Raw genomic sequence first — 15,106 nt, 5'->3', positions numbered from 1 at the left:
TTATGTATAGAAGAATAGATACATAAGAGGTGATAGCATGATACTTGGAGTTGGAACAGATATTATAGAAATTGAAAGAATAAAGAAAGCCATAGAAAGAACACCTAAGTTTTTAGAAAAGACATTTACAGGAAAAGAGATAGAGTTGTTTAAAAGTAAAGCCATGAAGGCTGAAAGTATAGCTGGGAACTTTGCTGCTAAGGAGGCTATAAGTAAAGCTATAGGAAGAGGGTTTAGAGGTTTTGCCTTTAATGACTTAGAGGTTCTTAGAGATGAACTTGGAAAGCCTATAGTTAATATTTCTGATAAGGTAAAGGAGTTTCTAGAATATGAAGAAGTTATATTTCATATATCTATATCACATAATAAAACTTGTGCAATTGCATTTGTTACTATGGAGGTTAGATAGATGTATGTTATGAGTAGAAATGGCTGTAGAATAGTAGATCAAAAAGCTATTGAAATAGTAGGTATTCCAAGTATTGTTCTAATGGAAAATGCAGCAAATGAGGTATTTTCAAGAATTAAAGATTTAGGTAAAAGTTTTACAGTTGTTTGTGGTACTGGAAATAATGGTGGAGATGGACTTGCTATTGGTAGAAAACTTGTATTAGCTAAAAAGGAAGTTCATTTTGTTATTATAAGTCCTAGAGAAAATTATAGTAATGATTTTAATATTAATTACGACATAATTGACAATATGAACTGTAAAATATCTTTTATAAAAGACATAAGTGATATACATAACTTAAAAGAAGTAATAAATTCTAATGAAATAATTGTGGATAGCATATTTGGCGTAGGCATAAATAAAGAATTAAATGAATTTTATAAAGAAGTAATAGAAGCTATGAATGATAGTAAAAAAGATATAATAGCTATAGATGTTCCTTCAGGATTAGATTGTAACACTGGAAATCCAATGGGAGGGGCTATTAAAGCAAAAACTACATATACTTTTGAAGTAGTAAAATTAGGATTTATAAACTACAATTCATTTAAATATCTAGGTGATCTTGAGGTAGTTCCAATTGGAATTCCTGATGAAGTAAAAGATAGTATAAATGAAGGAATAACTATCCTAGAAGATTATTCTTATAAAGAGATTATAAGAAAAAGAGAAATATATGGACATAAAGGTGATTATGGGAGAGCAGTAATTTTTGCTGGGAGCAAAGGATTTACAGGTGCAGCTTATTTAGCTACAAAAGCTTGTTTAAAGACCGGAGCAGGATTAACTACATTAGTAACTCCTAAAGATATACAAGATATATTAAGCGGAATGTTAATAGAAGCCATGACTTCTAATTTTAATGAAGAAGAAAAGGTGGAGAAGTTAATAACAACAGCAAATGCTATAGCATATGGACCTGGATTGCAAAGTAGTAGGGAATATGAAGATTTTCTATTATATATTTCTAAAAAAGGTAATTGTCATTTAGTTATAGATGCTGAAGGGATAAATATATTATCAAGAAGGCCTGAAATCTTAGATAGATTAAAAGGGAGAATGATTTTAACACCTCATCCTGGAGAGATGGCTAGGCTTGTTGGTAGGAGTATCTTAGAAGTAGAAAGCGATAGAATAAATATTGCTAAAGAATATGCTAAGAAATATGAAAGTATAGTTTTACTTAAAGGTTATAATACGGTTATTACAGATGGTGAAAAAGTATATATAAATACCACTGGTAATAGTAAAATGGCCTCTGGTGGCTCTGGCGATTGTTTGACTGGAATGATAGTATCATTATTAGCACAGAAACACAGTCCTCTTGAAAGTGCATTAATTGGTGCATATGTTCATGGGAAAGCTGGAGAAATAGTAAGTAAAAGTAAGTATTCTATAACTGCAAGTGAAATAATAGAAGGTATTTCAACTATTATTCATAATATAATAATGTAAAATACGAATAAATCTGAAGATTACTTAATATTAGTAATAATGAAATATTAGTAAGTGGAGGATTTATGAAGAAAAAAATTATTATCGCAGTATTATTATGTATTCCTTTTATTTCAATATTATTAGTTATTGTCTTTAGAGGAGTTATGCTTCCAACAAATGAGGAAATTATAAAATCTTTAAAAGATATAAAGTGCTATGAAGCCAATGTAGAATATATAATTAAAAACAGCAGAGGCGAAGAAAGAGAAGATACAGTACAGTATTATTCGAAGGATAAAGGCGTAAGGGTAGAGTTTGGAGAAGATATAGTTAAAGTCTACAAAAACGATGGTATCCAAGTTATAGATAATATATCTAACTCAGACTATGTAATAGATAAAAGTTTAGATGTATTACATCCTTTAGCGTTTATGAATAAAATATTATCATTCCCAATTAAAAGTGATTCATTAAAACAAGATCAAGAAGAATGGGGAGATACAGTTTATATACAAGTTGATTTAGAATTGTTTTTAGATAATGAACATTTAAATATAGCTAGATTGTTTGTAGATAAAAAGAATAGAACGCCTATAGGAATAATTGTGTATAACAAAGATGGTGAAGATACACTAAGAATAATATTTAAGGATTTTAAAAAAGTAAAACAAATAGATGATAGTTTATTATAGTTTGATATAATAAATATGAGGTGTTGATAAAATGGATGTAAATATTAGACCAGTATGGGCAGAAGTAAATTTAGATAACATTATAAATAATATAAATGAAATAAAGAAAAATATTAATGCTGAAGAAATTATAGCAGTTGTTAAAGCTAATGCTTATGGACATGGGGCTATAGATGTAGCCCCTATTCTTGTAGAAAGTGGAGCTGACAAACTAGCTGTAGCTACGTTAAGCGAGGCTTTAGAGCTAAGAGAAGCAGGGATAAAAGTACCTATTTTAATATTAGGATATACTGATGTATCATTTGCAGAAATGTTAATAAATAATGATATAGAACAAACTGTTTACTCTTTAGATTATGCTAAAGAATTATCTAAAAAGGCAGAGGCTTTAGGAAAGATAGCAAAAATTCATATAGCTGTTGATACTGGTATGGGTAGGATAGGATTTTTACCTAATAAAAAAAGTGTTGAAGAAGTTGTAGAAATTAGTAAATTAATCAACTTAAAAATCACAGGAGTATTTACACATTTTTCAAATGCAGATGAAGAAGATAAAAGCTATGCACATAATCAAATAGAAAAATTTAATTCCTTTATAAATGAGATAGAGAAAAGAGAAGTAAACTTAGGAGTAAAACATATTTCAAATAGTGCATCTATTATTGATATAGAAGATGCGCATTATAATGCAATAAGACCTGGGATAATACTTTATGGTTATTATCCATCAGATTATATAAATAAAGATAAGTTAAAATTAATGCCAGCATTATCATTAAAATGTCAGGTTATTCATGTAAAGGAACTTCCAAAAGGTGAGTACATAGGGTATGGAAGAAAGTTTAGGACTGAAAGAGATAGCGTAATAGCTACTTTACCTATAGGATATGCAGATGGATATATTAGAGGGCTTTACGGAAAAGCTCAAGTAATAATAAATGGTAAGTTAGCTCCAGTAGTAGGGAAGATATGTATGGATCAATGCATGGTAGATGTTACAGATATAGGTCCAGTTAATGTTGGAGATGAAGTCATATTATTAGGCGAAGATAATGGAATAAAGAATAATGCTGATGATATGGCTGAAATACTAGATACTATTAATTATGAAATACTGTGTATGATAGGGAGAAGAGTTCCTAGAATTTATATTAAAGATGGAAAAATGGTAAATGTAAGAAATTATTTATAAAAATAAAGACATTTCTATTTACAAATTGACATATTTTGCAATATAATTTTCTTATAGTAGAAAATATGCACTCTTAGGAGGCGAAATATGTCAAAATTATTTAGTAATAAATCAAAAAATAAAAATAAGTTACAATTTAAAAAAAATAGGAAATTTATCGGCAAAGATTTAATAAGATATAACGAAGGCGAAAATAATATAGAATTTTATGAATTAATGAAAAATGGATATATTGAGATGTCTAATATTAATTTAGAGATTTCTGAATTATTTGAGTCGTCACCTGAAACCTTACATTATCAATTTGACAGTATTAATGAATATGAGAAATGGCTTTGCGGAGTGTGAATTTAATGACGACTATGGTTGTAAAAAGAGGGGATATTTTTTATGCAGATTTAAGCCCTGTTATTGGCTCTGAGCAAGGTGGAATTAGACCGGTGATAATAATACAAAATGATATTGGGAATAAATATAGCCCAACAGTTATTGTAGCTGCTATTACATCTCAAATTAATAAGGCTAAACTTCCAACCCATGTTGAAATTTCATCTGAAGAGTATGGATTAAATAGAGACTCGGTTGTATTGCTAGAGCAAGTCAGAACATTAGATAAAAGAAGGCTGAAAGAGAAAATAGGGCATATGACAGATGCTGATATGAAAAAGGTAGATAGAGCATTACTTATTAGCATAGGATTGATTTAATACTTTATTATTTATTAAATTTTGAGCGGAGCATAATTGCTCTGCTTTTGTTTTATAAAATTATAGATAATAGATTTATATAAGTGATAATTGTATATTTTAATAGAGAAAATGATTAATTAATAGCACAAAGTGATATACAATATAAGAATCATGAACAAATAATGTATACTTTTTGAAATTATATAGTATACAGTGATTAGTATTTATGGTAAAATATTTTTAAAGATTTTACATATAATAGATTTATACTTTTATATACATAAAGGAGGATGTTCAAAATTATGAATACCGAAGAATTAAAATTAATGGCTAAAAATATAAGAGCAGACATAGTAACTATGTTAACAGAATCTGCATCAGGGCACCCAGGTGGGTCATTATCAGCAGCAGATATAGTAACAACTCTTTTCTTTAAAGAAATGAATATAGATCCAGCTGATGATAAAAATCCTAATAGAGATAGATTTGTATTATCAAAAGGTCATGCAGCACCAGTTTTATATAGCGCATTAGCAAGAAAAGGATTTTTTGATGTAGAAGAATTAAAGACATTAAGAAAATTTGGTTCAAGATTACAAGGACATCCAAGCATGAAGTGCTTACCAGGAATAGATATGTCTACAGGATCATTAGGTCAAGGAATATCTACAGCTGTTGGTATGGCTTTAGCAGGAAAATTAGATAATAAAGATTACAGAGTATATACTCTTTTAGGTGATGGAGAATTAGAAGAGGGTCAAGTTTGGGAAGCTGCTATGTGTGGAGCTCACTATAAACTAGACAACTTAACTGCATTTATAGATTTTAACGGATTACAAATAGATGGGGATATTACAAAGGTAATGAATCCAACTCCTATAGATAAAAAGTTTGAAGCTTTTGGATGGAATGTAATGATTATTGATGGTCATAACATTGATGAAATAATAGAGGCTATAGAAAAGGCTAAGAATCACAAGGGTCAACCTACTGCAATAATTTGTAAAACTATTAAAGGTAAAGGTGTATCATTTATGGAAAATGAAGCTGGATGGCATGGAACTGCACCAAGCAAAGAGCAATGTGAAAAAGCTTTAGCTGAAATTGGAGGGGACAGATAATATGAACAAGAAGATAGCAACAAGAGAATCTTACGGTAAAGCATTAGCTGAATTAGCAAATACAAACAGTAACATAGTAGTATTAGATGCAGACCTTTCTAAGTCAACTAAAACTGCTGATTTTAAAGCTGTTTGTCCAGAAAGATTTTTAAATATGGGGATAGCTGAAGGAAATATGATGGGAGTAGCTGCAGGTTTATCAACTTGTGGAAAAGTACCATTTGTAAGTACTTTTGCTATGTTCGCAGCAGGAAGAGCTTTTGAGCAAATCAGAAACTCAATATGTTATCCAAAACTAAATGTTAAAGTATGTGCTACACATGCTGGATTAACAGTTGGTGAAGATGGTGCATCTCACCAATCAGTTGAAGATTTATCATTAATGAGAAGTATACCAAATATGGTAGTTATATCTCCAAGTGATGATGTTGAAACTAAAGCTGCTATTAGAGCTATAGCAGAATATAATGGACCTTGTTATGTAAGATTAGGTAGAGCTGCAGTTAATGTTATTAATGATGAAGCTACTTATAAGTTTGAGCTAGGCAAAGGTGTAGTAGTTTCAGAAGGTACTGATGCAACTATATTTGCTACAGGGATAATGGTTGATACAGCTATAGAGGCAAAAGAGTTATTAACTAAAGAAGGCATCAATGTTAAAGTTGTAAATATCCATACTTTAAAACCTATTGATGAAGAATTAATAATAAAAGCTGCAAAAGAAACTGGCGCAGTAGTTACTGCAGAAGAACATAGCATAATTGGTGGACTAGGATCAGCTGTAGCTGAGGTTTTAGCTGAAAATTATCCAGTTCCAGTTTTAAGAGTTGGAATTAAAGATACTTTTGGAGAAAGTGGTAAACCAGACGAATTATTAAAGGCTTATAACTTAACGTCAGAAGAGATAGTAACTAAAGTTAAAAAGGCAATTGCTTTAAAAAAATAGATATTTATAACAAAAGACTGCGGTTTATAATCGCAGTCTTTTGTAGTTGAAAAATTATTAATATAATTTAATATTTAGAAAATAAGCGATAAAAGCTTAGTAATTATTTTCCTTTAATTACAAATTATAAAGAGAAAAATTATTAAATTATTAAATAATATAACTTGACTGTTATCTTATTTTAGAATATTTTGGATAAATGGGGTATAAATGAGTAAAACTAATAAAAATGAATTAGTTGAGAAGGAGAGGAATTATGAGCAAGGATAAAATAAAAGATTTTGGATTAATAACTATTGGAGTATTATTAGTAGCAATATCAGTTGTTTATTTTTTTGAGCCTAATAATATTACAGCAGGTGGGATAACTGGATTAGCGATAGTTATAAATAATTATTTGCCATATATACCAATAGGAATTATTATGCTTATAATGGATGCTATATTATATGTAGTTGCGTTTTTGATTATAGGAAGTAAGTTTGGTGGTAAGAGTATATATGCAAGCTTAGTATTGTCAGGATTTATATATTTTTTAGAAAAGTTTGTTCCTTTTAATATAACTAACGATTTAATGTTAGCTACAGCTTTTGGAACTATCATTTCTGCATTAGGTATGGCTATAGTATTTAATGCAAATGCATCAACCGGTGGAACAGATATTATTGCAAAGATACTTAATAAATTTATGCATATTGATATAGGGAAGGGCTTACTAATGGTAGACTTTTTCGTAACATTATTAGGAGCAATTACTTTTGGTATAAATGCAGGACTATATTCATTATTAGCTGTAATAATAAATGGCTTTGCAATTGATAAAGTTATAGCTGGTTTCAATGTATGTAAAGAAGTAACAATAATAAGTCCTAAAAATGAAGAGATAAGTAAGTTTATATTAGAAGAGCTTGAAAGAGGTTGTACTTTTATACATGGAGTAGGTGGATTTTCTGGGAAAGATACTACCCTTTTGTATGCTATATTAGGTAGAAATGAATTTATAAAATTAAAAAGGTTCATATCAGATGTTGATAAATATGCTTTCATAACTGTGGGGGAAGTTCATGAGGTTATGGGAGAAGGTTTTAAAGGTATTGATGAAGAGTAAGAGATGAATAATTAATGATGGGATGGGTGGTTACAGATGAAAAAATTTAAGGAGTATTTACTTATAACTATTGGAATAGCGTTAACAGCTATAGCATTAGAATATTTCTTCTTTCCAAATGATATTGCTTCTGGAGGGGTATCTGGTATAGGACTTGTAGTTAATAGTGTTACAGGAATTAGTACGAGTTTAGTTGTATTTGTACTTAATATATTATTATTTGGATTAGCGTTTCTTGTTTTAGGAAAATCATTTGGAGCTAAAAGTATTTATGCAACTATAATGCTTTCTGTATTTATGTACATTATTGAAAACTTTTTTACTCCAGGAATTTTAACAGAGAATTTATTCTTAGCTAGCTTTTTTGGATCAGGGATTTTAGCTATGGGAGCAGCTATTGTATTTAATGAGGGAGCATCAACAGGAGGAACTAGCATAATAGCGGCTATAATAAGCAAATATACAGCAATAGGTGTAGGAAGTGCAGTTCTTATTACAGATTCATTAGTTTGTTTAATGGCTATTGGAGCCTTTGGTGTTGATAAAGGATTATTTGGTTTCTTCAGTGTAGTTATGATTGGGATATTAATAGATAAGTTTATAGATGGATTTAATACTTGCAAGCAAGTATTTGTCATAACTAATAAGGAGAAATTAGTTTTAGATTATATAACTAAGGATATAAATAGAGGATGTACAGTACTAAATGCACAAGGTGGATTTACAGGAAGTGATGTTAAGATTATATACACAGTTTTAGATACTAAACAATTTATAACATTAAAAAAATTCATCAGAGAAAAAAATCCAGAAGCATTCATAACAGTAAATGAATCTACAGAAGTTCTAGGTGAAGGATTTAAATCTTATAATTAAAGTAAATTAACTGGAAAAACTTTAAAACTTGGTGGAATAATGCTATTATGATATAATAAGCCTATAGTATAAGGTAAACATGTGGAGGAGAGGTGTAGATATGATAGAGTTTAAAGGCGTATCGAAGATATACAATAACAATGTAAAAGCACTATCGGATGTAAATGTTAAAATAGATACAGGTGAATTTGTATTTTTAGTTGGCCCTTCAGGATCAGGTAAATCAACTTTTATAAAGATGTTACTTAAGGAAGTTGAACCTACAACAGGAGATGTAATAGTAGCAGATAAAAAATTAGCTGATGTTACAAGAAAGCAAGTTCCATATTACAGAAGAAAGATAGGGATGGTATTCCAAGACTTTAGACTAATTCCTAACTTAAATGTTTATGAAAATGTAGCCTTTGCTATGAGAGTAGTAGAAGCATCACCAAGAGAAATAAGAAAAAGAGTACCAACAGTATTATCTCTAGTTGGATTATCTCATAAATATAAAATGTTCCCTAATGAGTTATCAGGAGGAGAACAACAAAGAGTTTCATTAGCGAGAGCTATTGTTAATAACCCATCAGTATTAATTGCCGATGAGCCTACAGGAAACTTAGATCCAGAAACAGCTAAGGAAATAATGGATCTTCTTAAGGATATAAATACTGCAGGAACTACTATAGTAATGGCTACTCACGCAAAAGACATAGTAGATACTATGAAGAAGAGAGTTATAGCTATAGAAAGTGGAAATATTGTAAGAGATGATTCAAGGGGGATGTACGAAAATGAAGATTAATACTGTTAACTATTTTATAGTAGATGCCCTAAAAAGTATAAAAAGAAATAGAACTATTAGTTTTGCTGCAATGCTAACTGTTTTAATAACATTCTTTATATTTGGAACATTTACTTTATTAGCATTAAATTTTAATAAAAGTATTGAAGACATAGCATCTCAAGTAGAAATAAGAGTATACTTAAATGATGACATAAAAATGGTAGATCAAAGAGAAATTGAAGTTAAGCTTAATGAACAAAGTGGTGTAAAAGCTGTTACATATGAATCAAAAGATGAAGCTTTTTTAAACTTACAGGATAATTTAGCTGAAAATAAGGGCATACTAGAAGGGTATGACTTAACAAACAACCCATTACCAAGTTCGTTCATAGTTACTTTAGATGACCCAAGTTATGCTGACGTTGTAAGTAAAGCGGTAGAAAAAATGAGCGGAGTAGAAAGTATAAGAAACCAAAAGGAACAAATTGAAAAGATAAGTTCATTTGTTAATGTTGTTCAAATAGTAGGGATAGGATTATTTATAATATTTATAGGAGTATCTGTATTCCTAATAATGAATACTATTAAATTAACTGTTTACTCTAGAAGAAGAGAAGTAGGAATAATGAAGTTTGTTGGAGCTACAGATTGGTTTATTAGATGGCCTTTTGTTATTGAAGGTATTATAATCGGTTCAGTAGGAGCAGGCTTATCAAGTGTTCTTTTATACTTTGCGTATAATGGAGTATTTAAGTGGATAGTATCATCAATGTTCTTAATTAACTTGGTTACCCCGGCATTTGTATTAACTACTATGTTAGGTGGATTTATACTTGGTGGTGTAGTTGTAGGTGCAATAGGAAGTATTGCAGCTTTAAGAAAGTTCTTAATAGTTTAATATAGTCTAGTTTTCTAGGAATTTTTTATTGATATGATGTGTCTGCATTAGTGGATGCATCATATCAATATTTTAATATAAAATATTAGTGATTTTCAAAATCAATTTCGAAAGGAAGTATAAGGTATGGAGGATTTGAGCAGAGGTGAAAATAACTCTAAAAAAGGTGGAAAAAAGGCATTAAGGATAGTATTAATAATTGTGGCATTAGTAGCATCACATGGAGCATTACTATACTTAGGGAATAAATTAGCTATTAATGGAGTGATTTTTAAGGGTGCACCTCAGAAAGCTATTGAAGATTTATCTAGTGTAGGAGATACTTCAAAATATAAGTATTTATTTACATTAAGAGATCTTATTTATTCAAAATATGATGGCGATATAGATGATCAAAAATTATTAGAAGGAGCCATGAAGGGTATGGCATCAGCTGTTCAAGATCCATATACTGTTTATATGACTCAAGAAGAATTTGATACTTTTATGGAGTCTAGTCAAGGAAGTTTTTATGGGATAGGAGCTCAATTAGGAGTTAGGGATAATAAAGTTACAATAATTGCACCAATCGAAGGGTCACCTGCAGAAGAAGCAGGATTAAAGGCTGGAGATGTAATATTAAAAGTAGATGATTATGAAGTAGTTGATCTTAATACTGAAGCGGTAGTAGCTAGAGTAAGAGGAGAAGAAGGTCAACCAGTAACGTTAACTATTCAAAGAGATGGTGGAGAGCCAATTGAGGTTAAGATAGTTAGAGCTGAAATTAAAAATGAATCAGTGAAGGGCGAAATGTTAGATGAGTCTACAGCATATGTACAAATCACTACATTTAGTGATGAAGAAGTAAGCCAGAAATTCACAGATGAAATAAATGAATTAAAAGCACAAGGAATGAAAAAACTAATATTAGATTTAAGAGGAAACCCAGGTGGATACTTAGATCAATGTGTTGAAATAGCATCTCATTTTATTAAAGAGGGTGAAATAGTAACTTATACAATTGATAAGTATGATCAAAAGGTAGTTTCAAAATCAAAAGGTGGCGATTTATTAGGAACTCCATTAGTGGTACTTGTAGATGGCGGAAGTGCTTCTGCATCAGAAGTAGTTACAGGTGCATTAAGAGATCATCAAGCTGCTACGATAATTGGAACAAATACTTTTGGTAAGGGTATAGTTCAACAACTTATAAGCTTACCTGATAATGAAGGTGGATTAAAGGTTACAACTTCTAAATATTATACTCCTAATGGAGAAAATATACATGGAACTGGAATAGCTCCAGAGATAACTGTAGAAATTCCACAAGAAGTATTAGAAGCAGAGTATAGCAGAGATATAGACCCACAATTCCAAAAGGCTTTAGAGATAATAAGAGAAAAGTAAAGTAAATAGGAGACTAGTATGGATTTAATAATATATACTTTGAAATCCGTAGCGACAGCTATAGTTGAACCCTTACATTTGCTTATGCTTATAATTATGGGAATAATGTTTTATCTTAAAAATAGACGTATATCAATTGTTCAAAAGATGACTATTGGGGAGAGTTTAGACTCTCCCTTAGAACTTACATTATCTCAAATTGTACTAGGTATAATTGCAGGGGCATTAGGTAGTTTAATATTAAGTATATTAGGAATAAGTTTTAATGAAAATTCAGGTATAGAATTTGTATTTATGATTTCTATATTAATGTTATTTTATAAACCTAAATTTGTTGATTTTGCATACTCAAGCACTATATTAGCTATATTGAGCTTGATATTTAATGCTTTAGCTAACTTGATAAATCAAAAATCATTTATTACTGTTGATATACTATCTCTTATGACATTTATAGGCGTTATATATGTTATTCAAGGTGTATTAATAATAATAGATGGAAGTAGAGGTGCAATTCCTGTATTTACAAGTAAAGAAGGAAAAATAATAGGTGGGTTTTCACTAAATAGATATTGGGCATTACCTATAGCTATTTTTATGATTTTTAATGGGCAAATATCATCAGGAACAGCAATGAATCCCCCTAATTGGTGGCCAATTATTAATCATACCAATATGATTAATATACTAGCTACAGCAATGATAGCAGCAATACCTTTCTATGGGATTATAGGATACAGTGCTGTTACATTTACTAAGAAAAAGAAAGAAAAGTCATTAAGTTCTGGATTAATAGCATTTATTTATGGAGTATCAGTAATAGGAGTGGCTCAGTTAAGTAGCCTTGGAATAATAGGACAAATATTAACAATAATATATGTACCACTTGCTTATGAAGGTATTTTAAGATATCAAAAGAGAGTAGAAGCAAAAGGTGAATATATATATGTTAGTGATGAAGAAGGAATTTCAGTTCTTGAAGTAGCACCTAGTTCTCCGGCATTTGAAGCTGGGATACGAAGGGGAGATAAGATTATAGCTATTAATGATGAAGAGGTTAATTCAGAAACAGATATTTTTAAAATTGCAAAAGAAAGTATATTTAAGTTAAGAATTAAGATAAAAAAAGATGCTGGTAACATTGTTGAATATTTGGTACAACCTAGAAATAAAGGATTAGGGATTTTATTAGTACCTAGAATGGTAAAACAAGAAGACATACTAGGAGTAGGAGCAGATGATTTAAAGAAAGTTCTAGAGGAGCTTAGAAATAAAAAGTAAATAGTTGAAAATTAATGTAGAAACTGCTTTAGGCAGTTTCTTTTGCTATATAAGTTTGATGAAACAAATAAATTCGAGCAACCAAATCAAAGATTTAAAAGGAAACTCACTATTCATATACATTCGTAGGAGTAAGTTCGCCTAGCCAAATATGAAATTTGGAGGCTCACTTATAAAACATTTGAATATGGTAAAAATTAAAAGTAAAATGGTTATATTAGATTATAAAAAGTTTGGAGTTGAAGTAATGGGAGAATTTAAGATACATTCTAAGTTTAAGCCTATGGGAGATCAACCTACGGCTATTGAAAGCTTAACTAATGGTATAGAATCTGGAGAGAAGTTTCAAACATTATTAGGTGTTACTGGATCAGGAAAAACATATACTATGGCAAATATAATTGAAAAGGTACAAAAGCCTACTATTGTTTTGGCTCATAATAAAACTCTAGCAGCACAATTATGCTCTGAGTTTAAGGAGTTCTTCCCAAATAACATAGTAGAATATTTCGTTTCGTACTATGACTACTACCAACCGGAAGCATATGTACCACAAACTGATACATTTATTGAAAAAGATGCTTCTATTAATGATGAAATAGATAAGCTTAGACACTCTGCTACATCTGCATTATTTGAAAGAAGAGATGTAATAATAGTAGCTTCAGTATCGTGTATTTATGGATTAGGTAATCCGGATGAATATAAAAAGCTTACAATATCACTTAGAGTTGGAATGGAAAAAGAAAGAGATGAAATTATTAGAAAGCTAATAGAAATCCAATATGAACGTAATGATATAGATTTTTCTAGAGGGACTTTTAGAGTTAGAGGAGACTCTTTAGATATTGTGCCGGCATCATCTTCTACAAAAGGTATAAGAGTAGAGTTTTTTGGAGATGAGATTGAAAAAATTAGAGAGTTTGATATCTTAACAGGTAAGATATTAGGTGAAAGAGAGCATATAGCTATATTCCCTGCATCTCACTTCGCTGCCTCACAAGAGACTGTGGATAAGGCTATACATAAAATTGAAGATGAACTAGAAGTAAGACTTAAAGAACTTACATCGCAGGACAAATTGTTAGAAGCTCAAAGATTAAGACAAAGAACGAACTTTGATTTAGAAATGATTAAAGAGATGGGATATTGTAGTGGAATAGAGAATTATTCAAGAATATTAGATGGAAGAGACCCAGGAACAGCACCGAAGACTCTTTTAGATTTCTTCCCAGATGATTTCTTAATGTTTATAGATGAAAGTCATGTTACTTTGCCTCAGGTAAGAGCAATGTATGCTGGTGATAGATCAAGAAAGGACTCATTAGTAGAGTATGGATTTAGACTTCCGTGTGCTTATGATAATAGACCTTTAAAATTTCAAGAGTTTGAGAAGAAACTAAATCAAGTAGTATTCGTATCGGCTACACCAGCTCAATATGAGATAGATCATTCAACTAATATTGCAGAGCAAATAATAAGACCTACAGGGTTGCTAGATCCAGTAGTAGAAATAAGACCTGTTACAGGCCAAATAGATGATTTATATGCAGAGATTATTAAAACTACTGAAAGAGGATTTAGAACTCTTGTAACTACACTTACGAAGAGAATGGCAGAAGACTTAACTAAGTATTTAACTGAATTAGGTATAAAAACAACTTATATGCACTCTGATATAGAGACTATAGAAAGAATGAAAATAATTAGAAGTCTAAGATTAGGGGAAGTCGATGTTCTAATCGGAATTAACCTTTTAAGAGAAGGATTAGATATTCCAGAAGTAGCATTGGTTGCAATATTAGATGCTGATAAAGAAGGATTCTTACGTTCAGAAACATCTATGATACAAACTATAGGTAGAGCAGCAAGAAATTCTGAAAGTAAAGTAATAATGTATGCTGATAGAATTACTGGTTCTATGGATAGAGCAATAAAAGAAACTAATAGAAGAAGAGAAATACAAAATCAATATAATGAGGAACATGGAATAGTCCCAAAGACAATTATGAAGGAAGTTAGAGAAGTAATTGAAGCAACTAAAGTTGCAGAGGAATCCTCAGACTACAATACAGGTGAAAAAGTTGAATTATCTGCTAAGGATAAGAAAAAATTAATTAAGCAATATACTGATGAAATGATGGATGCGGCTAAGAATCTTCAATTTGAAAGAGCGGCAGAACTTAGAGATATGATAGAGAAACTAAAGAAATAACGATTGACAATTTCCGAGGAAATATCTACAATTATATACAAACAC

General features: G+C 30.3%; 15 protein-coding genes. All 15 read left to right on the top strand.

The features are described from left to right. The first annotated feature begins 37 nt into the window (after positions 1 to 37). The 15 genes from acpS (at position 38) to uvrB (ending at position 15,061) form a co-directional block, all read left to right on the top strand. Positions 38 to 409, top strand: a complete 372-nt coding sequence (gene acpS, locus H8S20_RS15945; protein ID WP_186860705.1) for a holo-ACP synthase — start codon at positions 38 to 40, stop codon at positions 407 to 409. Further along, complete coding sequence (locus tag H8S20_RS15940; RefSeq protein WP_186860704.1) at positions 410 to 1,906, top strand: NAD(P)H-hydrate dehydratase; 1,497 nt, start codon at positions 410 to 412, stop codon at positions 1,904 to 1,906. It begins immediately after the preceding gene. 65 nt (positions 1,907 to 1,971) lie between these two features. After that, a complete protein-coding gene (locus tag H8S20_RS15935) occupies positions 1,972 to 2,580 on the top strand; it encodes a germination lipoprotein GerS-related protein (RefSeq protein WP_032120351.1) in 609 nt (202 codons plus the stop codon). 31 nt (positions 2,581 to 2,611) lie between these two features. Further along, entirely contained in the window at positions 2,612 to 3,772 is a 1,161-nt protein-coding gene (gene alr / locus H8S20_RS15930; protein ID WP_186860703.1) for an alanine racemase, read from the top strand. 87 nt (positions 3,773 to 3,859) lie between these two features. Next, positions 3,860 to 4,120 (top strand): hypothetical protein, encoded by a 261-nt coding sequence (locus H8S20_RS15925; RefSeq protein ID WP_032120349.1) that lies wholly within the window; start codon positions 3,860 to 3,862, stop codon positions 4,118 to 4,120. A 5-nt stretch (positions 4,121 to 4,125) separates the two neighbouring features. Further along, a complete protein-coding gene (locus H8S20_RS15920) occupies positions 4,126 to 4,479 on the top strand; it encodes a type II toxin-antitoxin system PemK/MazF family toxin (protein ID WP_032120348.1) in 354 nt (117 codons plus the stop codon). A gap of 284 nt (positions 4,480 to 4,763) precedes the next feature. Then, a complete protein-coding gene (locus H8S20_RS15915; RefSeq protein WP_186860702.1) occupies positions 4,764 to 5,582 on the top strand; it encodes a transketolase in 819 nt (272 codons plus the stop codon). A gap of 1 nt (position 5,583) precedes the next feature. Continuing rightward, positions 5,584 to 6,528, top strand: coding sequence for a transketolase family protein (locus H8S20_RS15910; protein ID WP_186860701.1), 945 nt, complete (start codon positions 5,584 to 5,586; stop codon positions 6,526 to 6,528). Between the two features lie 256 nt (positions 6,529 to 6,784). Then, positions 6,785 to 7,636 (top strand): YitT family protein, encoded by an 852-nt coding sequence (locus H8S20_RS15905; RefSeq protein ID WP_186860700.1) that lies wholly within the window; start codon positions 6,785 to 6,787, stop codon positions 7,634 to 7,636. A gap of 36 nt (positions 7,637 to 7,672) precedes the next feature. After that, the gene (locus H8S20_RS15900; RefSeq protein WP_186860699.1) at positions 7,673 to 8,512 is read left to right on the top strand and encodes a YitT family protein; all 840 of its coding nucleotides are present in this window, start codon (positions 7,673 to 7,675) and stop codon (positions 8,510 to 8,512) included. A 100-nt stretch (positions 8,513 to 8,612) separates the two neighbouring features. Continuing rightward, positions 8,613 to 9,299, top strand: coding sequence for a cell division ATP-binding protein FtsE (gene ftsE / locus H8S20_RS15895; protein WP_032120343.1), 687 nt, complete (start codon positions 8,613 to 8,615; stop codon positions 9,297 to 9,299). Next, the gene (gene ftsX / locus H8S20_RS15890) at positions 9,289 to 10,179 is read left to right on the top strand and encodes a permease-like cell division protein FtsX (protein WP_032120342.1); all 891 of its coding nucleotides are present in this window, start codon (positions 9,289 to 9,291) and stop codon (positions 10,177 to 10,179) included. The genes ftsE and ftsX overlap by 11 nt, the downstream gene beginning before the upstream one ends. A 126-nt stretch (positions 10,180 to 10,305) precedes the next feature. Continuing rightward, a complete protein-coding gene (locus H8S20_RS15885) occupies positions 10,306 to 11,565 on the top strand; it encodes a S41 family peptidase (protein WP_032120341.1) in 1,260 nt (419 codons plus the stop codon). A gap of 18 nt (positions 11,566 to 11,583) precedes the next feature. Then, positions 11,584 to 12,846, top strand: coding sequence for a PDZ domain-containing protein (locus tag H8S20_RS15880; RefSeq protein WP_032120340.1), 1,263 nt, complete (start codon positions 11,584 to 11,586; stop codon positions 12,844 to 12,846). 247 nt (positions 12,847 to 13,093) lie between these two features. Then, entirely contained in the window at positions 13,094 to 15,061 is a 1,968-nt protein-coding gene (gene uvrB / locus H8S20_RS15875; RefSeq protein WP_032120379.1) for an excinuclease ABC subunit UvrB, read from the top strand. Positions 15,062 to 15,106: the final 45 nt, after the last annotated feature.

The organism is Clostridium hominis (genome assembly GCF_014287825.1).
Lineage (GTDB): Bacteria > Bacillota > Clostridia > Clostridiales > Clostridiaceae > Clostridium > Clostridium hominis.
Note: the sequence above shows the minus strand (reverse complement) of the source record. Positions and strands in the feature narration are given on the sequence as shown.